General features: G+C 72.0%; 19 protein-coding genes. 18 read left to right on the plus strand and 1 reads right to left on the minus strand.

The features are described 5' to 3' along the window. Positions 1-29: 29 nt before the first annotated feature. From hisD to ACUKCB_RS02815, 10 genes are all read left to right on the plus strand, one after another. Positions 30-1,343, plus strand: a complete 1,314-nt coding sequence (gene hisD, locus ACUKCB_RS02770) for a histidinol dehydrogenase (protein WP_473038862.1) — start codon at positions 30-32, stop codon at positions 1,341-1,343. A 182-nt stretch (positions 1,344-1,525) separates the two neighbouring features. Continuing rightward, positions 1,526-2,623, plus strand: coding sequence for a histidinol-phosphate transaminase (locus ACUKCB_RS02775; protein ID WP_473038863.1), 1,098 nt, complete (start codon positions 1,526-1,528; stop codon positions 2,621-2,623). A 40-nt stretch (positions 2,624-2,663) separates the two neighbouring features. Further along, positions 2,664-3,257 carry an imidazoleglycerol-phosphate dehydratase HisB gene (hisB, locus tag ACUKCB_RS02780; RefSeq protein ID WP_452541780.1) on the plus strand — a complete coding sequence of 198 codons (594 nt, stop codon included), beginning with the start codon at positions 2,664-2,666 and terminating at the stop codon, positions 3,255-3,257. Continuing rightward, positions 3,258-3,419 (plus strand): hypothetical protein, encoded by a 162-nt coding sequence (locus ACUKCB_RS02785; protein WP_473038864.1) that lies wholly within the window; start codon positions 3,258-3,260, stop codon positions 3,417-3,419. A 17-nt stretch (positions 3,420-3,436) separates the two neighbouring features. Next, on the plus strand, positions 3,437-4,090 hold the full coding sequence (gene hisH / locus ACUKCB_RS02790) for an imidazole glycerol phosphate synthase subunit HisH (protein ID WP_473038865.1): 654 nt from the start codon (positions 3,437-3,439) through the stop codon (positions 4,088-4,090). Positions 4,091-4,130: 40 nt separating this feature from the next. Beyond that, a complete protein-coding gene (gene priA / locus ACUKCB_RS02795; protein ID WP_191272278.1) occupies positions 4,131-4,889 on the plus strand; it encodes a bifunctional 1-(5-phosphoribosyl)-5-((5-phosphoribosylamino)methylideneamino)imidazole-4-carboxamide isomerase/phosphoribosylanthranilate isomerase PriA in 759 nt (252 codons plus the stop codon). Next, the gene (hisF, locus tag ACUKCB_RS02800) at positions 4,886-5,659 is read left to right on the plus strand and encodes an imidazole glycerol phosphate synthase subunit HisF (protein ID WP_473038866.1); all 774 of its coding nucleotides are present in this window, start codon (positions 4,886-4,888) and stop codon (positions 5,657-5,659) included. The genes priA and hisF overlap by 4 nt, the downstream gene beginning before the upstream one ends. Before the next feature lie 167 nt (positions 5,660-5,826). Continuing rightward, on the plus strand, positions 5,827-6,531 hold the full coding sequence (locus ACUKCB_RS02805; protein ID WP_473038867.1) for a peptidoglycan-binding domain-containing protein: 705 nt from the start codon (positions 5,827-5,829) through the stop codon (positions 6,529-6,531). A gap of 266 nt (positions 6,532-6,797) precedes the next feature. Next, entirely contained in the window at positions 6,798-8,819 is a 2,022-nt protein-coding gene (locus ACUKCB_RS02810; RefSeq protein ID WP_473038868.1) for an ABC transporter ATP-binding protein, read from the plus strand. Beyond that, positions 8,816-10,663 (plus strand): ABC transporter ATP-binding protein, encoded by a 1,848-nt coding sequence (locus tag ACUKCB_RS02815; protein WP_473038869.1) that lies wholly within the window; start codon positions 8,816-8,818, stop codon positions 10,661-10,663. The genes ACUKCB_RS02810 and ACUKCB_RS02815 overlap by 4 nt, the downstream gene beginning before the upstream one ends. A 76-nt stretch (positions 10,664-10,739) precedes the next feature. Here ACUKCB_RS02815 and ACUKCB_RS02820 read toward each other — a convergent pair whose 3' ends face one another. Continuing rightward, entirely contained in the window at positions 10,740-11,741 is a 1,002-nt protein-coding gene (locus tag ACUKCB_RS02820) for a sugar isomerase (RefSeq protein WP_473038870.1), read from the minus strand. A 134-nt stretch (positions 11,742-11,875) separates the two neighbouring features. Here ACUKCB_RS02820 and hisI point away from each other — a divergent pair, with 134 nt between their 5' ends. The 8 genes from hisI (at position 11,876) to trpA (ending at position 17,858) form a co-directional block, all read left to right on the plus strand. Continuing rightward, positions 11,876-12,220 carry a phosphoribosyl-AMP cyclohydrolase gene (gene hisI / locus ACUKCB_RS02825; RefSeq protein ID WP_191272241.1) on the plus strand — a complete coding sequence of 115 codons (345 nt, stop codon included), beginning with the start codon at positions 11,876-11,878 and terminating at the stop codon, positions 12,218-12,220. A 44-nt stretch (positions 12,221-12,264) separates the two neighbouring features. After that, the gene (locus tag ACUKCB_RS02830) at positions 12,265-12,933 is read left to right on the plus strand and encodes a Trp biosynthesis-associated membrane protein (protein ID WP_473040904.1); all 669 of its coding nucleotides are present in this window, start codon (positions 12,265-12,267) and stop codon (positions 12,931-12,933) included. Continuing rightward, positions 12,933-13,220 carry an HGxxPAAW family protein gene (locus tag ACUKCB_RS02835; protein ID WP_473038872.1) on the plus strand — a complete coding sequence of 96 codons (288 nt, stop codon included), beginning with the start codon at positions 12,933-12,935 and terminating at the stop codon, positions 13,218-13,220. The genes ACUKCB_RS02830 and ACUKCB_RS02835 overlap by 1 nt, the downstream gene beginning before the upstream one ends. A gap of 458 nt (positions 13,221-13,678) precedes the next feature. After that, the gene (locus ACUKCB_RS02840; RefSeq protein WP_473038873.1) at positions 13,679-13,945 is read left to right on the plus strand and encodes a CD225/dispanin family protein; all 267 of its coding nucleotides are present in this window, start codon (positions 13,679-13,681) and stop codon (positions 13,943-13,945) included. 158 nt (positions 13,946-14,103) lie between these two features. After that, complete coding sequence (locus tag ACUKCB_RS02845; protein WP_473038875.1) at positions 14,104-14,610, plus strand: DUF2752 domain-containing protein; 507 nt, start codon at positions 14,104-14,106, stop codon at positions 14,608-14,610. A 172-nt stretch (positions 14,611-14,782) separates the two neighbouring features. Then, positions 14,783-15,589: an indole-3-glycerol phosphate synthase TrpC gene (trpC, locus tag ACUKCB_RS02850; RefSeq protein WP_191272235.1), complete on the plus strand. Its 807-nt coding sequence runs from the start codon at positions 14,783-14,785 to the stop codon at positions 15,587-15,589. Positions 15,590-15,828: 239 nt separating this feature from the next. Beyond that, positions 15,829-17,046: a tryptophan synthase subunit beta gene (trpB, locus tag ACUKCB_RS02855; protein WP_473038876.1), complete on the plus strand. Its 1,218-nt coding sequence runs from the start codon at positions 15,829-15,831 to the stop codon at positions 17,044-17,046. Further along, positions 17,046-17,858, plus strand: a complete 813-nt coding sequence (trpA, locus tag ACUKCB_RS02860) for a tryptophan synthase subunit alpha (RefSeq protein ID WP_473038877.1) — start codon at positions 17,046-17,048, stop codon at positions 17,856-17,858. The genes trpB and trpA overlap by 1 nt, the downstream gene beginning before the upstream one ends. The last annotated feature ends 194 nt before the right edge of the window (positions 17,859-18,052 follow it).

Genomic DNA, 18,052 nt, shown 5'->3' on the forward strand with positions numbered 1-18,052 from the left:
GGTCGGGCGAAGCCCCCTAGACTGGGGACGTGATCAGTCGAATCGACCTTCGAGGCTCCCAGGGCGACCCGCGCGAAGCGCTTCCGCGCGCCGAAATCGATGTGGCGGACGCCACCGAACGCGTCCGACCCCTCTGCGAGGACGTGCGCCATCGCGGAACCGAGGCCCTGATCGAACTCACCGAGCGCTTCGACGGCGTGCGGCTCACCGACATCCGCGTCCCCGGCGCCGCCCTCGAGACCGCACTCGCCGAACTGGACCCCGCCGTGCGCGCGGCGCTGGAGGAGTCCATCCACCGCGCCCGCAAGGTCCACCACGAACAGCGGCGCCGGACCCACACCACCCAGGTCGTGCCCGGCGGCACCGTCACCGAGAAGTGGATCCCGGTCAACCGCGTCGGCCTCTACGTGCCGGGCGGCCGCGCCGTCTACCCGTCCAGCGTCATCATGAACGTCGTCCCCGCCCAGGAGGCGGGCGTGTCCTCCCTGGCGGTCACCTCGCCGCCCCAGAAGGAGTTCGGCGGACTGCCCCACCCGACGATCCTCGCCGCCTGCGCACTGCTCGGCGTCGACGAGGTGTACGCGGTCGGCGGCGCCCAGGCCGTGGCGATGTTCGCCCACGGCACGGCTGACTGCGCACGCGTGGACATGGTCACCGGCCCCGGCAACATCTGGGTCGCCGCCGCCAAACGACTGCTCAAGGGCGTCATCGGCATCGACGCGGAGGCCGGCCCCACCGAGATCGCGATCCTCGCCGACTCCACCGCCAACCCCGACTACGTCGCGGCCGACCTCATCAGCCAGGCCGAACACGACGTCGTCGCGGCCTCGGTCCTGGTCACCCCGGACGAGGCACTCGCAGAAGCGGTCACCGAACGGCTCGCCGCGCGCGTCGCCGCCACCAAGCACAGCGACCGCGTCCGTGAGGCCCTGGCCGGCCCGCAGTCCGGCATCGTCCTGGTCGACGACCTCGAACAGGGCCTGGCCGTGGTCGACGCCTACGCGGCCGAACACCTGGAGATCATGACCGCCGACGCCCCGGCGTGGGCCGCGCGCGTGCGCAACGCCGGAGCGGTCTTCGTCGGCGACCACTCGCCGGTCTCCCTCGGCGACTACGCCGCGGGCTCCAACCACGTGCTGCCCACCGGCGGCTGCGCCTGCCACACCGGCGGCCTGAGCGTGCAGACCTTCCTGCGCGGGGTGCACATCGTCGAGTACGACCGTGACGCGCTGGCCGACGTCGCCCACCACGTCATCACCCTGGCCGAGGCCGAGGACCTGCCCGCACACGGCGAGGCCGTCGCCGCCCGCACCGGCCATGCCGGGGGAGGGGCCACACCTTAGCCAGGGGGTGCCGTCCGGGGGCCGAGGGCTCCGCCCCTCCAGACACCCGGACACCGGCCGAAGCGAAGCGGAGGCCACAGATCAACACAGCCGAAGGCCGCCCGGCGAAGCGGACCGGCCACGGGGCACACCGTGACCACGGCGGTCACGGGGCCCGTGCGTCCGCGCCGCCATAACCGACCATGAGTGTGAAACCAGTGAGCTTCACCCTGAACGACCTGCCCCTGCGCGACGACCTGCGCGGGCGCGAGCCCTACGGCGCACCCCAGCTGGACGTGCCGGTGGTCCTCAACACCAACGAGAACCCGCACGCGCCCTCCCCGCGGCTGGCCAAGGCCCTGGCCGAGGCCGTCGCCGACACCGCCCTGGGGCTCAACCGCTACCCGGACCGCGACGCGGTCCGACTGCGTGAGGGCCTGGCCGCCTACCTCGGCCACGACCTGACCGCGGCCAACATCTGGGCGGCCAACGGATCCAATGAGATCCTCCAGCAACTCCTCCAGGCCTTCGGCGGCCCGGGCCGCACCGCGATGGGTTTCGAACCCTCCTACTCCATGCACCCGATCATCGCCCGGGGCACCGGGACGGGCTGGGTGTCGGTGCCCCGGGACGCCGATTTCCGCATCGACGTGGAGGCCGCGCTCAGGGCCGTCGCCGAGCACCGGCCCAGCGTCATCTTCCTGACCTCGCCCAACAACCCGACCGGTACCGCCCTGGAGATCGCTGACATCGAGCGCATCGCCCGGGCGGCCCCCGGTGTGGTGGTGGTCGACGAGGCCTACGCCGAGTTCCGCCGCGAGGGCACCCCCAGCGCCCTGACCGTGCTCGCCGACCACCCGCGGACCATCGTCTCGCGCACCATGTCGAAGGCCTTCGCCATGGCCGGCGCTCGGGTGGGCTACCTGGCCGCACACCCCGCCGTGGTCGACGCCCTCCAGCTGGTCCGGCTGCCCTACCACCTGTCCGCCGTCACCCAGGCGGTCGCCACCACGGCCCTGGACCACGCCGACGAACTCCTCGGAGCCGTCGCCGACCTGCGCGCCGAACGCGACTCCCTCGTCGAATGGCTGCGCGCACAGGATTTCTCCGTCGCCGACTCCGACGCCAACTTCGTCATGTTCGGTGAGTTCGAGGACCGCACCCGGGTCTGGCAGAACATGCTGGACCAGCAGGTCCTCATCCGCGAGGTCGGCCCCCCCGGTTGGCTGCGCGTCACCGTCGGCACCCCCGACGAGATGGCCGCCTTCCGTACGGCCCTGCTGACGGCCACCGGCCGGTAACCACCACAGCCCACAACCGCACTACCGAGGATCTGGCACCATGAGCCGCACCGGGCGCGTCGAACGCGCAACCAAGGAAACCAAGGTCCTGGTCGAGGTCGACCTGGACGGCACCGGGGTCGCCGACGTCTCCACCGGCGTCGGCTTCTTCGACCACATGCTCGACCAGCTCGCCAAGCACGGCTTGTTCGACCTGACCGTGCGCACCGAGGGCGACCTGCACATCGACTCGCACCACACCATGGAGGACACCGCCCTCGCCCTGGGCGCCGCCTTCCGCGAGGCGCTCGGTGACCGGGCCGGCATCCGCCGCTTCGCCGACGCCAAGGTGCCCCTGGACGAAGCCCTCGCCGAGGTCACCGTCGACGTCTCCGGCCGCCCCTACCTGGTGCACACCGAACCCGAGGGCATGGCCCCGGTCATCGGCCGCGACTACGACACCACCATGACCCGGCACATCTTCGAGTCCTTCGTGGCCCAGGCCCGCGTGGCCCTGCACGTCCGCGTGCCCTACGGCCGCAACGCCCACCACATCGTCGAGGCACAGTTCAAGGCCTTCGCCCGCGCCCTGCGCCTGGCCACCGAGGACGACCCGCGGGTCACCGGTGTCCCGTCCACCAAGGGCGTCCTGTAGATGGACACCGACATCTGGGGGCTGGCCCTGCTCGTGCTCGCGGGGTTCCTCGCCGGGGGCGTGTACGCGATGTGGGGCGTCAACCGTGTCCTCGCTCTCGCCCTGGCCGGCTGTGTGGCGCTCGCCGCCGCCTCCGGGGTCCTCCGGCTCGGCTACCTCTAACGGAAGGGACGGACCTGATGCCGTCACGAGTGGTCGTCTTCGACTACGGGTCGGGCAACCTCCGCTCGGCCCAACGCGCCATGGAACGCACCGGCGCCGACGTCACCGTCACCTCGGACCCGCACGCCGCACTGGACGCCGACGGGCTCGTCGTCCCGGGCGTGGGTGCCTTCAGCGCCTGCATGGCCAGCCTCAGGGCCGCGGGCGGCGACCGGATCATCGGCCGCCGCGTGGCCGGGGGGCGCCCCGTCCTGGGGATCTGCGTGGGTATGCAGGTCCTCTTCGAACGCGGGATCGAGCAGGCCGACGTGCAGGCCGAGGACCGCGCCACCGAGGGCTGCGGCGAGTGGCCCGGCACGGTCGAGCGCCTGCACGCGCCGGTCGTGCCGCACATGGGCTGGAACACCGTGGCCCCGCCCGAGGGCTCGCGCCTGTTCTCGGGCGTCGACTCCGAGGAACGCTTCTACTTCGTGCACTCCTACGCGGTCCGCCACTGGGGGTTCACCGCCGGCAGTGACCGCATCCGCTCACCCCAGGTGACCTGGTCCGAGCACGGTGAGCCGTTCGTGGCCGCCGTGGAGAACGGGCCGCTCAGCGCCACCCAGTTCCACCCGGAGAAGTCCGGGGACGCCGGGGCGCGCGTCCTGGCCAACTGGGTCTCCACCCTGTAGCCGCACCCATCCTGTACCGAACCGAGCACGAGAAGGCTTTATGACCGGCGAGCCCACCCCGTCGACCCCCGCACTCGAACTGCTGCCCGCCGTGGACGTGGCGGGCGGGCAGGCCGTCCAGCTCGTCCAGGGCAAGGCCGGGTCCGGTGGACAGTACGGCGACCCCTACGAGGCAGCCGCGGCCTGGCAGAGCGCCGGGGCCGAGTGGATCCACCTGGTGGACCTGGACGCTGCCTTCGGCCGGGGCCACAACCGCGACCTGCTGCGCGACATCGTCGGCCGCCTCGACGTGAGGGTCGAGATGTCCGGCGGCATCCGCGACGACGAGTCGCTGGCCGCGGCCCTGTCCACCGGATGCACACGCGTCAACATCGGCACCGCCGCCCTGGAGAACCCGGAGTGGTGCGCGAAGATCATCGCCGAGCACGGCGACCGGATCGCGATCGGCCTCGACGTGCGGGGCACCACCCTGGCAGCCCGCGGCTGGACCCGGGACGGCGGCGACCTCCTCCAGACCCTCGCCCGCCTGGAGGCCGAGGGCTGCGCCCGCTACGTGGTCACCGACGTCAACAAGGACGGCACCCTCAAGGGCCCCAACCTGGACCTGCTGCGCACCGTGTGCGAGCGCACCGACAAGCCGGTGGTCGCCAGCGGCGGCGTGTCCAGCCTCGCCGACCTGGAGGCCATCGCGGGGCTCGTCCCGCTGGGCGTGGAGGGGGCCATCATGGGCACCGCCCTGTACGAGGGCGCCTTCACCCTGGAGGACGCCCTCGCCACGGTGGGGGGAGCGGCCCGGTGAGCCTGTCCATCCGCGTCATCCCCTGCCTGGACGTCGACGCCGGACGCGTCGTCAAGGGCGTCAACTTCGAGAACCTGCGCGATGCGGGCGACCCCGTCGAGCTGGCGGGCACCTACGACGGCGGCGGAGCCGACGAGCTCACCTTCCTCGACGTCACCGCTTCCAGCGGCAACCGCGAGACCACCTACGACGTGGTGCGCCGCACCGCCGACCAGGTGTTCATCCCGCTGACCGTCGGGGGAGGGGTCCGCACCACCGACGACGTGGACCGGCTTCTGCGCGCGGGCGCCGACAAGGTCGGGGTGAACACCGCTGCGATCGCCCGCCCCGAACTGATCGGTGAGATCGCCGAGCGGTTCGGCCGCCAGGTCCTGGTGCTCTCCGCCGACGTGCGCCGCGTGCGGGAGGACGGCGAGCCCACTCCGAGCGGCTTCGAGGTGACCACGCACGGCGGGCGCCGGGGCACCGGTATCGACGCGCTGGAGTGGTGCGCCCGCGCCGCGGAGCTGGGCGCCGGGGAGATCCTGCTCAACTCCATGGACGCCGACGGCACCAAGGCCGGGTTCGACCTGGAGCTCATCCGGGCCGTGCGGTCGCGGGTCGACGTCCCGCTGATCGCCTCGGGCGGCGCGGGCGCGGTGGAGCACTTCGTCCCCGCGGTCGAGGCGGGCGCCGACGCGGTGCTGGCCGCGACGGTCTTCCACTTCGGCGAGTTCACCATCGCCGACGTGAAGAGGAGTCTCAGGCAGGCGGGGTACCCGGTGCGCTAGCGGCACCCGTCTCCCGACGAGTCGGCCCCGGACCGGTCCCGGTCCGGGGCCGACCCTTGCCCAAAAAATACAGAGCGTTGCCATGGCGTGGCGTTACGTTAACCCAATCGTGATCCGTGTGAGCATGATGCCGTCTTGCAAGCCCTACAGGGGAGCCAGTAGCCATCATGCCTGCATGCCATCTCACCAGCGGATTCGCCCGACGGGTCGCCTCCCTGGCCACGGCCGGAGCCATCGCCCTGTGCGGTGTGGCCCTCACCGCCCCGGCCGCCTCCGCGGACGACTTCGAACGCACCCCGACGGCGACCATCGAGCGGATCGAGGCACGGACCTGGCCGGTCTACTCGGTCGACAATCCCGGCCCGAGCGTCGATGTCGAGTTCGCGCAGCACTTCATGAGCCACCTCGGATACATCACCCCGAACCCCGGACGCGAGTTCACCGAGGACGTGGAGGCGAAGGTTCGCGAGTTCGAGGAGGGCGTGGAGACCATCGAGGTCAACGGCGTCCTGGAGTCGCAGACCTGGATCAAGATCCGGAACATGCACTTCCCGACGCGGAGTGACGCCTACCGGCTCGGCGACCGCGGTCACGCGGTCCTCGGCATCAAGGCGGTGCTCAACGAGAAGTTCAACGCCGACCTCGACACGGGCAGCGCGCTGTACGACCAGGCCACGGTCGACGCGGTGAAGATGGCCCAGAAGGAGCTCGGGATCGGGGTGGACGGCGCGTTCGGCCGCCTGACCTACAAGGGGTCCATCACCTACGAGGCCGGTGAGGCGCGCTCCGGTGCCGCCCGGGCTCCCGCGGAGCAGGTCCCGGCCGAGAACACGCAGGACACCGGGGAGCCGGAAGCGGTCCGCGGCTACTAGCGGCGCACCACTCCGACCCCGGGGGCCCGGGGCGCCGACCGCGGCGCCCCGGGCCCGTGCGCGTGCACACCCCGGCTCCCCGACGAAGTTCGGGTTGTACGGAATAGCACGGATGCGCCCCGCGCTGAAACAATCCGGTGGAAGCTGTCGGTGCCGCTGGATAGGTTGGCCGACGCGCGCTCCGTGTCCTTCGGTATGCCCGGAGTCGGCCGGAGCGCGGCTTGACCGGGCCGGAGCGACCGGCCGAGGAACGGAAGCGGGGGCGTATGGCGCAGGGCACCACGACGGCGAACCAGGGAACCCGAGGGGAGGCCCCGCCCCCCGAGAACGGAACCGAGGACACCGCCGACCGACCCGCGACCCCCCAGCACAGGGGCGTCTTCACCAGGGGCGTGCGCGTCCTGGTGGTCGCCGCCCGCACCGAACCGTGGATCTTCCTCGCTGCCGTCGCCGGAGCCATGTTGCACGCCGCCGTCACCGTCGGCTCCGCCTCCGTGCTCGGCTACCTCACCGACCACACCATCCTTCCGGCCTTCGCCTCCGGCGAGACCACCGCGGCCGCCCTGCTCGCCGCGGCCGCCCTGCTGATGGCGGTCGGCCTCGGCAAGGCCGTGGGCCTGGCCGCCAGACGCCTCCTCGCCGGACTCATGCAGTTCCGCATGCAGGCCCGCTACCGACGCTCCGTCGCCCGCAAGTACCTCGAACTGCCCCTGTCCTGGCACCACAGGCACCCCACCGGCCAACTGCTCTCCAACGCCAACGCCGACGTCGAAGCCGCCTGGCAGCCCCTCGCCCCGCTGCCCATGGTCGTCGGCAGCGTGTTCATGCTGATCATCGCCTCCGTCGCCATGATCGTCACCGACCCGGTCCTCTCCCTGGTCGCCTTCGTCGTCTTCCCCGTCCTGGCCGCCGCCAACGTCTCCTTCCAACGCCGGGTCTCCCCGATGGCCTCCCGCGCCCAGGCCCTGCGGGCCGAGGTCAGCGGGGTGGCCCACGAATCCTTCGACGGCGCCCTCGTCGTCAAGACCCTGGGCCGCGAGGACACCGAGACCGAACGCTTCACCCATGCCGCCCACCGCCTGCGCGACGCCCTCATCCAGGTCGGCCGCATGCGCTCCCTGTTCGACCCCTTCATGGAGGCCCTGCCCAACCTCGGCGTCCTCGCCGTCCTCCTCCTGGGCATGTGGCGCCTGTCCACCGGAGCCGTCGAACCCGGCGAACTCGTCCAGATCGCCTTCCTGTTCACCCTCCTGACCATGCCCATCCGCTCCTTCGGATGGCTCCTGGGCGACCTGCCCCGCAGCGTCGTCGGCTGGGACCGCGTCCAGTCCGTCCTCCGCTCCGGCGGAACCATGGAATACGGCGACCGGACCCTGGAGCCCTCCCCCCGCGGCCTCGCCCTCAGCGCGCACGACGTCACCTTCTCCTACGCCGACGCCTACGACGCCGACGGCGGCGGCCGTGACCTGATGGACGAGACCACCACCGGGGCCCGCACCACCGTCCTCAACGGAGTTGACCTCGACATCGCCCCCGGGCGCACCGTCGCCCTCGTCGGCCCCACCGGAGCGGGCAAGTCCACACTCACCACCGTCCTGATGCGGCTGGTCGACCCCGACACCGGCACCGTCTCCTACGACGGCGTGGACCTGCGCGACCTCGCCCGCGACCAGGTACCCGAGCACGCGGCGCTCGTACCCCAGACGACCTTCGTCTTCGAGGACACCGTCCGCGACAACATCACCCTCGGCAGGGCCGGGACCGACGACGACCAGGTCTGGGCCGCCCTGCGCCTGGCCCGGGCCGACGGCTTCATCGCCGAACTCGACGGCGGACTCGACGCCCGGCTGGGCGAGAAGGGCACCACCCTCTCCGGTGGCCAGCGCCAGCGCCTGGCCCTGGCCCGCGCCATCGTCCGCCGCCCCAGGCTCCTGATCATGGACGACGCCACCTCGGCCGTCGACCCGCAGATCGAAGCCCAGATCCTCGCCGGGCTCAGCGAGCGCGACGAGGCCGCCACCGTGGTCGTGGTCGCCTACCGCCGCGCCACCATCGAACTGGCGGACGAGGTCCTCTACATGGAGGGCGGGCGCGTCCTGGCCCGCGGTACCCACACCGAACTCCTGGCCTCCTCGCCCGGCTACACCAAGCTCGTCACCGCCTACGAACGCGCCTCGGCCGAGAGCGAGGCCGAGCGCACCCCGATCCCCGAGGAGCCGGGACCCACGGAACCGCACCGCCCCGCCGGAGGACACGACACCGACGCCACCGAGGAGACCAGCCGATGAGCGCACCAACTCAGGCCCGCACCGACGACAGGTCGGATCGGGCGGCCGGTCGGAGCCCCGAACGGGATCCCCTGCTCTCCCTGCACCGTAACGAGGACACCGCGCTCGACACGATCAAGCGCGGCCTCCAACTGTCCCCCGAGTTCGCCAGGGGCCTCTGGCTCACCCTGGCCTTCGCCGCCGTCGCCACCGCGGGCAAGGTCATCGTCCCCATCGCGGTCCAACAGATCATCGACAACGGACTCACCGGGAGCAGCGGCCCCGACCTGGGCTTCGTCACCCGCATGGTGACGGTCTGCGCCGGCCTCCTGGTGGTCACCATGGTCTGCTCGTACCTGATGAACCTGCGGCTCTACCGGGCCACCGAGTCCGGGCTGGCGACCCTGCGCCGCAAGGCCTTCCGGCACGTGCACGACCTGTCCGTGCTCACCCAGAACAGCGAGCGCAAGGGCGCCCTGGTCTCCCGCGTCACCGGCGACGTCGACCAGATCAGCACCTTCATGCAGTGGGGCGGCCTGCTCCTGATCGTCAGCACCGGCCAGCTCCTGGTCGCCACCATCCTCATGGCGGTCTACTCCTGGCAGCTCACCCTCGTGGTCTGGCTCTGCTTCCTGCCGCTGCTCTTCGGCGTCCGCTGGTTGCAGAAGCTCCTCTCCAGGGCCTACCTGAAGGTCCGTGAGCGCACCGGTGAGATGCTCGGCGCCATCGGCGAGACCGTCATGGGCGCCGCCGTCATCCGCGCCCACGGAACCGAGGAGCGGACCGCCGACCGGATCGACACCACCGTCCTGGCCACCCGCGGGGCCCAGGTCCGCGCCCAGCGCCTGTCCATGGCGGTCTCGCCCTTCGCCGAGATCGTCGCCGCGGCCGGCAACACCGCGGTCGTCCTGGTCGGCGTGTGGTTGGGTATCGGCGGCGACCTCACAGCGGGTCAGCTCATCGCCTTCCTGTTCCTGATGACCCTCTTCATCCAACCGATGATGATGGCCACCGAGATCTTCAACGAGGCACAGAACGCCATCGCGGGCTGGCGCCGGGTCCTCGGCGTCCTGGACACCGTCCCCGACATCGCCGACCCCGGAGAGGCCGGGCGGGTACTGCCGCGTGGCCCGGTCCGGGTCGGGTTCGACGACGTCACCTACTCCTACCCGGAGGGCCCCGTGGTCCTGGACCGCGTGGACGTCGAGATCACCCCGGGTACCAGGGTCGCCGTCGTCGGCGAGACCGGGTCGGGCAAGACCACCTTCGTCAAGCTCCTCACCCGGCTGATGGACCCCGCGTCCGGAACCGTTCGCCTGGACGGGGTCGACCTCCGGGAGGTCGCCTTCTCCTCGCTGCGCAGCCGCGTCGTCATGGTCCCCCAGGAGGGGTTCCTCTTCGACAGCTCCCTGGGCGACAACATCCGCTTCGCCCGCCCGGAGAGCACCGACGCCGAACTGGAGGCGGCCGTCACCGAGCTCGGCCTGTCCGACTGGTTGGGCAGCCTGGCCCACGGCCTGGACACCCCGGTCGGCCAGCGGGGAGAGTCCCTCTCCGCGGGGGAGCGGCAGCTCGTCGCCCTCGTCCGCGCCTACATCGCCGACCCGGACCTGCTCGTCCTGGACGAGGCCACATCGGCCGTCGACCCGCACACCGAGGTCCGCATCCAGCGCGCCCTGGACCGGCTGACCCACGGCCGCACCTCGGTCGCGATCGCGCACCGCCTGTCCACCGCCGAAGCCGCCGACCGGGTCCTGGTCTTCGACGACGGCAGGATCGTGCAGAGCGGTTCGCACAGCGAACTCGTGGCCCGGCCCGGTGTGTACGCGAACCTGTACGCCTCCTGGGTGCGCTCCTCCGCCTGATCCGCAGCCCGGCCGATTCCGGGGCGTCCCCGCACCTCAGCCGCAGGGGGCGCCCCTGCCTGCCCACCCGTACCCCCTACCGCCCCGAACGGGACCACCAGTGGGCCGCGAGCAACTCCGCCACCAGCGGTTCGGTCAGCAGGCTCACGTCGGGGTCACCGTCGCCCGGGTAACGCACCGTCAGCGCCGCCCCCGGCACCCGTTCCCGGCCCGGGGTGGGGCCCACCGCCACGAACGCGCCGCTGAGTTGGACCAGGTGCTCGGCGAAGCGTTGGTCGTAGGAGGAGCCGGCGAACAGCAGCGCCCGGTAGTCCGTCACCGCGGCCAGGTGCCGACCCGTGTGCGACCATTCGCCGGTCTCGGCGGCGTGCGCGGACCGGATCGGCCCCCGGCGCAGCACCTGGACCCCCTGCTCGGCCGAGGCGGTGCGTTCGGCCGGCGCAACCAGGTGCACCCCGTCCGGGGAGTCCAGCACCTCCGCGGCCTCGGGAACCCACTCGGGTGCGCTCTCCAACAGCACCCGGGAGGCGTTGGCGGCCCGCCGGAGCAGCCCGGGGAAGTTGGCACTGCCCCCCACCGAGGGCGCCCCCAACCGGTGCCCCAGCAACAGCAGCAGCGCCAGGGCGTGCTGGTAGGCGCGGCACCCCAGGCCGCCGCGCTCCGCCCCCGTCCGAAGGGGCACCAGCAGATCCGCGTACCGTGCCACCACCGCGTCCTGGTCGGGGGCGAGCACGATCACCGGGCAGCGCCCCACGTAGTGGTCCAGGACCGCGTGCAGTTCCCGCTGGCCCTCGCCCAGACTCACCGCCACCACGAGCGTTTCCGGCCCCGCCGGCGGCTCCTCGGTGGAGGTGGAGAAGTCGGCGTGGGCCGCGATCCCCCCGCGCCGTAGCCGGGCCGCCGCCACACCGCAGGCATGCCGTGCCGCACCCAGACCGAGGAAACGCACCGAGGCGGGTTCGTCCTCCAGCAGCGCCGGCAGTGCGGCGTAGGGGTCCCAGCGCGGAAAGCGCTGGGCGAGCTCGGTCAACGCGGCGGGTTTCCCCGCCAGGTCGGCGGCCAGGTACTCGGCGGTCAATTCAAGCTCCCGGGCTGGCAGAACCGTTGGAACGGCGATGTCAAGGACGCACGAACTCTAGTCCGCCCCGACGGGCGCCGACGGCAACCAGTACCCGGTGAACACCGCTCGGGCGGCGGCCATAACCTGGGTGCATGAGCGTCACCAACCTCGACCCGGACATCGCCGCACGTCTGAAGCGCAACGCGGACGGCCTCGTCCCCGCCGTCGTACAGCAGCACGACACCGGCCAGGTCCTCATGCTGGCCTGGATGGACGACGAGGCACTGCACCGCACCCTCACCACGCGTGACGCCACCTACTGGTCCCGCAGCCGGGGCGAGTACTGGGTCAAGGGCGCCACCTCCGGGCACACCCAGCGTGTGGTGTCCGTCGCACTGGACTGCGACGGCGACACCCTCCTGGTCGGCGTCGACCAGACCGGTGCTGCCTGTCACACCGGCGACCACACGTGCTTCGACGCCGGACGGCTGCTGTGACCTCCGCCCGACCCTCCGGGCCGCGCCGTGAGTACGGCCTCAGCATGCTCGCCATGGCTGCGGGTGCCGGACTCATGCTGGCCTCGTCCGGTCGGGTGTGGGTGACCGGGACGCTCACCTCACCCGGACCGGTCGCACCGGTCCCGGTCGAACTCACCGGCGGGGACCTCACCGGGGCCCTCAGCGGCCTCGGCTGGGCCGGACTCGCGGGGATCGTGGGCCTGTACGCCGCCCGCTCCTGGGCGCGCCGCCTCGTGGGCGCGCTCGTGGTGGCCTGCGGTGTGTTCGCGTTCACCGCCCTGTGGTCGGCCACCCGCCCGGACACCCTGGCCGGCGCCGTCACCGAATTCGCCACCGACACGGCCGGAACCGGGGAGATGGCGGGTGCCCCCGAGATCCTCCCCCTGGGCCCGGCCATGGGCGCGGTCGGTGCCGTTCTGCTGGTCCTGAGCGGCATGGCCGCGGTCATACGTGCCCCTGCCTGGCCCGGCATGGGAAACCGGTACGATCGGGACGCCGCACCGCGTCCGTACCAGGCGCAGACACCTGCCGACCTGTGGAAATCGCTGGATGCCGGTGACGACCCCACACTTGCCGCCCCGGGCGGCGGGACGCCCGCCGGAACCGAACCGGCGGTCCGTGCCGAACCCGGTGACGACACCGAACCCGCACCGCCGGCCGACCGGCGGGCCGAACCGAAGGAGAACCACTGATGGCCGACGAGCACCACGAAGAACACGACGACCACGGCAACACCGTCTCCGCCTGGTTCCTCACCGTCAGCTGGATCGTGGCGTGGACCGTGGCGGCCGTTGCCATCATGACCGGTGGAAACCTCGTGACGTGGACCGTCATCGGTCTGGTCGCCAGCGTTGCGCTCGCCGTTGTCGCCGGTGTGATGAAGAAGGCCGGTCTGGGCCGCAAGGAGCCGCGCCCGGTGCCCCCCACCCGCGAGGAGTGGGAGGCGGGCCGCAAGGCCACGACCGCGGGCGGTCAGTAGCCGGCCGCGTCGCCCCGAGCATCCGTGGCTCATCACGGGCGGGTGGCGCGGAACAGACGAGAATCCCGCAGGGCAGGTACGTTCGCCTCAGCGAGCCGTCCACCACGCGGTGGCCACGGTCCGTCGGAAACCGGTGTTCCGTGCCTGCCCCTGTCGCTCCCGTGCGCGGCCGGGACCGGTCGCGCCGCCCCCGTTCTCCTCCGGAAAGACACGCACTCATGAGTTACGGTCCCCCGCCCCCAGGCAACCCCGGAGGCCCGCTACCCGATGGGGGCCACGGCCGGCCCGACGCTCCCCAGGGTGCGCCCGCCGACGGCCACGGTCAGTCCACCGGTGGCTATGGCCCTCCCACCGGCGGCTACGGCCCTCCCACGGGGGGATACGGCCAGCAGGCCCCGTACTACGGCCGGCCCGCCGGTCCGTACGGGCCGCCCGGTACCTTCGGCATGCAGCCGCCCATGGGCGAGCCCCCCAAGAACTACCTGGTGTTCAACATCCTGGGGATCTTCGGCTGCGTGAGCGTCGTCGGCATTATCGGTCTGATCTTCTCCCTGCAGGTCAACAACAGGTGGCAGATGGGCGACTACGCGGGTGCCGAGTCCGCGGCCGGCACCGCCAAGATCCTCGGCGTCATCGGCCTGGTCGGCTTCGCGATCGTCGCTGCGATCTGCGTCTTCTACCTGCTCATGTTCCTCGGCATGGGCGTCATGATGTTCACCGCGTAGGACCTCGGACACCGGACCGGCGCACGGTTGCGCCACCGTCCCGCAGATCCGCCGTACCAGTGGGCAGGGCCTTCCGGCTCCGCCTCCGCATTGCGCGGAGCCGGATCCGTTTCCGGGGCCTCGCCTACGCCGCCACCCCCGAAGGTAGGCTCGGGTCCGTGCAGCACGACAAGACCCCCACCCCCGCAGAGACGGGCACGCCCGCGGCACCCACCCTGGCCGATCGGATCGCTGCGGTCGGTGCGCGGATGCACCCGGTCACCTGGCCGCTCTCCCTCGGGGCCCTGGGGCTGGCCGGGGCGGCCCTCCTCCACCTCGTGGACCCGGGCGAGCCGGGCAACTACCCCACCTGCCCCTGGCTGCTGCTCACCGGCACCTTCTGCCCCGGCTGCGGCACCATGCGGGCCGTCGCCCTCCTCACCCACCTGGACGTCCCCGGGGCCCTCGGCATGAACCCGCTGCTGCTCCTGCTGCTGCCCTACCTGGCCTACTCCTACCTCACCTGGCTGATCGGGACCCTGCGCCCGCGCACACGGCCGCGCAACCCCACCCCCACCTGGTTCCTCTGGTCGGTCCTGGGCGCCTTCGTCGTCTTCTGGATCGCCCGTAACCTGCCCTGGTTCGCCTTCCTCGCCCCCGGCACCCCGCTCCTTCCGCAGTGGTGACGGCTCCACCGGCGTGGTGACACGGGGGCGGCGGCCCCCCGGTGCCCGAGGGTGGATACGATGACCAGCACACGGTGTGACAGCCGAGCGACCCGAGTCCGCTCAGCCCACTGCGTCCGAACCCGGACCGATCCACCGTCAACCGAACCCATGGACGAGGGAGCTAGAACTGGTGAGCGTGCTCGACGAGATCCTCGACGGAGTACGCGCTGACCTGGCGCAGCGGCAGGCGGCCCTCCCGCTGGACCGTCTCAAGGCCCAAGCCGAGTCGGTGCCCGTCCCCAAGGACGCCGAAGCCGCCCTGCGCCGTCCCGGCGTCCACGTGATCGCCGAGGTCAAGCGGGCCAGCCCCTCCAAGGGGCCGCTCGCCTCCATCACCGACCCCGCGGCCCTGGCCCGCGACTACGAGGCCGGCGGAGCCACCCTGATCAGCGTGCTCACCGAGCAGCGCCGGTTCAACGGCAGCCTCGAGGACCTGCGCACGGTCCACGAGGCCGTCGACACCCCGTTGCTGCGCAAGGACTTCGTCGTCAGCTCCTACCAGCTGTGGGAGGCCCGCGTCTTCGGCGCCTCCGCGATCCTGCTCATCGTCGCGGCCCTGTCCCAGGAGGCCCTGGTCTCCCTGGTCGAACGGGCCCGCTCGCTGGACCTGACCCCGCTGGTCGAGGTACACGACGAGGAGGAGGTCGCCCGCGCCCTCGACGCCGGGGCCACCGTCATCGGTGTCAACGCGCGCAACCTCAAGACCCTCGAAGTCGACCGGGACACCTTCGCCCGGCTCGCACCCCTCATCCCGGCGGACCGTGTCAGAATCGCGGAGTCCGGTATCCGCGGCCCGCACGACCTGCTGGCCTATGCCGGAGCCGGAGCCGGAGCCGTCCTGGTCGGTGAGAGCCTCGTCCGCGGACGCAACCCGCGTGAGGCCGTCGCCGACCTGGTGACCGCCGGTGCACACCCCGCACTGCGCGACCGGAACTGACGGGGAACCACGATGGGAACGACGATGGCACCCATGGAGCCCCGCGGCACGCACACGCTCCGCGACCGATGGCTCTAGGGAGCCCGTAGGCGTACAGCCCGCGGGTTCCCCTCGCCGCGTTCACCCGAACCAACCGCGCCGCCGGAGCCAGGCGGCGCACATCCGGTCGGCGCGCGGCCCCACGGCGCGACGCCCCGGGGACCTCGCGGTCGACCTCCTCTTTCCCAGGAGAACTTCCCATGAGCCACGCCCAACCGGTGCCCGACGCCCACGGGCACTACGGCCGCTTCGGCGGCCGGTTCGCACCCGAGGCCCTCATCGCCGCTCTCGACGAGGTCGAGGCCGAGTGGGACAAGGCCAAGGACGACCCCGACTTCCGTGCCGAGTTCGACAAGCTCCTCAAGGGCTACGCCGGCCGCCCCAGCCTCCTGACCGAGGCCCACAACCTCTCCGAGCACGCGGGCGGCGCGCGCATCCTCCTCAAGCGCGAGGACCTCAACCACACCGGTTCGCACAAGATCAACAACGTCCTGGGCCAGGCGCTGCTCACCAAGCGCATGGGCAAGACCCGTGTCATCGCCGAGACCGGGGCCGGGCAGCACGGTGTGGCCACCGCCACCGCCTGCGCCCTGATGGGCCTGGACTGCGTCATCTACATGGGTGAGGAGGACACCCGGCGCCAGGCGCTCAACGTCGCCCGGATGCAGATGCTCGGCGCCGAGGTCGTCCCGGTCACCATCGGCAGCCGGACCCTCAAGGACGCCATCAACGAGACCTTCCGCGACTGGGTGGCCAACGTCGACCACACCCACTACCTGTTCGGGACCGCGGCCGGACCGCACCCCTTCCCCAAGCTCGTACGCGACCTGCACTTCACCGTGGGAGCGGAGGCCCGCGAACAGGTCCTCGAACTCACCGGGAAGCTCCCCGACGCGGTCACGGCCTGCGTCGGCGGCGGCTCCAACGCCATCGCGATCTTCGCCGCCTTCATCCCCGACGAGAGTGTCGCCCTCTACGGCTTCGAGGCCGGGGGAGAGGGCGCCGACACCGGCCGCACCGCCGCCTCCATCACCGCCGGCAGCCACGGCGTCTTCCACGGGGCCCGCACCTTCGTCCTCCAGGACGAGTACGGCCAGACCCTGCCCAGCCACTCCATCTCCGCCGGACTCGACTACCCCGCGGTGGGCCCCGAGCACGCCCACCTCGCCGACACCGGCCGGGCGACCTACGAGCCCGTCACCGACGCCGAGGCCATGGACGCCTTCCGGCTGCTCTGCCGCACCGAGGGCATCATCCCCGCCATCGAGAGCGCCCATGCGCTGGCCGGAGCCCTCAGGCTCGGCAAGCGGCTCGGGCCCGGGGCCGTCATCCTGGTGAACCTCTCCGGGCGCGGCGACAAGGACGTCAACACCGCGGCCGCCTACTTCGGCCTCATCGACTCGGAGGGACAGGCGTGATGGCCGCGACCACACTGCAGACCAAGCTGGCCCAGGCCCGTGAGGCCGACCGCGCCGCACTCGTCGGCTACCTGCCCGCGGGGTTCCCCGACGTGGAATCCTCGATCAGGGTCATCGAGGCCATGGTCGAGGGCGGCTGCGACGTCATCGAGGTCGGGCTGCCCTACTCCGACCCCATGATGGACGGCCCCACCATCCAGCGCGCCGCGGACCGGGCGCTGGCCTCGGGCACCACCACCGAGGACGTCTTCCGGGTCGTGGAGGCCACCGCCGCCACCGGAGCGGCCGCCCTCGTCATGTCCTACTGGAACCCGATCGAGCGGTACGGCGTCGAGCGCTTCGCCACCGAGCTGGCCAAGGCCGGCGGCGCCGGGGTCATCACCCCGGACCTCATCCCGGAGGAGGCCCAGGACTGGTACGCCGCCTCCGACCGGGCCGGCCTGGACCGGATCTTCCTCGTCGCGCCCTCCTCCACGGACCGGCGGCTGGAGCTCACCACCGGTGTGTGCAGCGGGTTCGTGTACGCGGCCTCGCTCATGGGCGTCACCGGTACCCGGGCCCAGGTCGCCGACACCGCGGAGACCCTGGTGCGCCGCACCCGCGAGGTCACCCGCGACTCGGGGCTGCCGATCTGCGTGGGCCTGGGGATCTCGACCGCCGCACAGGCGGCCGAGGTCGCCGCCTATGCCGACGGTGTCATCGTGGGCGCCGGGTTCTGCCAACGGATCCTGGACGCCCCGGATCTGGAGACCGGGCTCATCGCGGTCCGCTCCTTCGCCGAGGAACTGGCCGCGGGGGTCCGTTCCCGGTAACGCGAACCGGCCACGGGCCCCGGTCCCCGGAAACGGGGGCCGGGGCCCGTGGCCTCCGGGATCTTCGACACCCCGATTCCCGGGTCCGGTGGTGGGTCGCCCTTCCAGGGCGGCCCACCGCTCGTGTGTTCGCGGACAACCGCAGAGGGACCGGTCAAGCACAAGGTTAAGAGCGTGAGAATCGGGTGAGATCC

Source organism: Nocardiopsis moroccensis (assembly GCF_055763695.1).

Coding starts and splice junctions, on each gene's coding strand:
- trpA (WP_473038877.1), top strand. CDS start 17,046: ATGGCCGCGACCACACTGCAGACCAAGCTGGCCCAGGCCCGTGAGGCC.
- hisH (WP_473038865.1), top strand. CDS start 3,437: ATGCCGTCACGAGTGGTCGTCTTCGACTACGGGTCGGGCAACCTCCGC.
- ACUKCB_RS02810 (WP_473038868.1), top strand. CDS start 6,798: ATGGCGCAGGGCACCACGACGGCGAACCAGGGAACCCGAGGGGAGGCC.
- ACUKCB_RS02775 (WP_473038863.1), top strand. CDS start 1,526: ATGAGTGTGAAACCAGTGAGCTTCACCCTGAACGACCTGCCCCTGCGC.
- priA (WP_191272278.1), top strand. CDS start 4,131: ATGACCGGCGAGCCCACCCCGTCGACCCCCGCACTCGAACTGCTGCCC.
- hisI (WP_191272241.1), top strand. CDS start 11,876: ATGAGCGTCACCAACCTCGACCCGGACATCGCCGCACGTCTGAAGCGC.
- ACUKCB_RS02815 (WP_473038869.1), top strand. CDS start 8,816: ATGAGCGCACCAACTCAGGCCCGCACCGACGACAGGTCGGATCGGGCG.
- ACUKCB_RS02835 (WP_473038872.1), top strand. CDS start 12,933: ATGGCCGACGAGCACCACGAAGAACACGACGACCACGGCAACACCGTC.
- ACUKCB_RS02830 (WP_473040904.1), top strand. CDS start 12,265: ATGCTCGCCATGGCTGCGGGTGCCGGACTCATGCTGGCCTCGTCCGGT.
- hisB (WP_452541780.1), top strand. CDS start 2,664: ATGAGCCGCACCGGGCGCGTCGAACGCGCAACCAAGGAAACCAAGGTC.
- ACUKCB_RS02805 (WP_473038867.1), top strand. CDS start 5,827: ATGCCTGCATGCCATCTCACCAGCGGATTCGCCCGACGGGTCGCCTCC.
- ACUKCB_RS02840 (WP_473038873.1), top strand. CDS start 13,679: ATGGGCGAGCCCCCCAAGAACTACCTGGTGTTCAACATCCTGGGGATC.
- ACUKCB_RS02785 (WP_473038864.1), top strand. CDS start 3,258: ATGGACACCGACATCTGGGGGCTGGCCCTGCTCGTGCTCGCGGGGTTC.
- trpB (WP_473038876.1), top strand. CDS start 15,829: ATGAGCCACGCCCAACCGGTGCCCGACGCCCACGGGCACTACGGCCGC.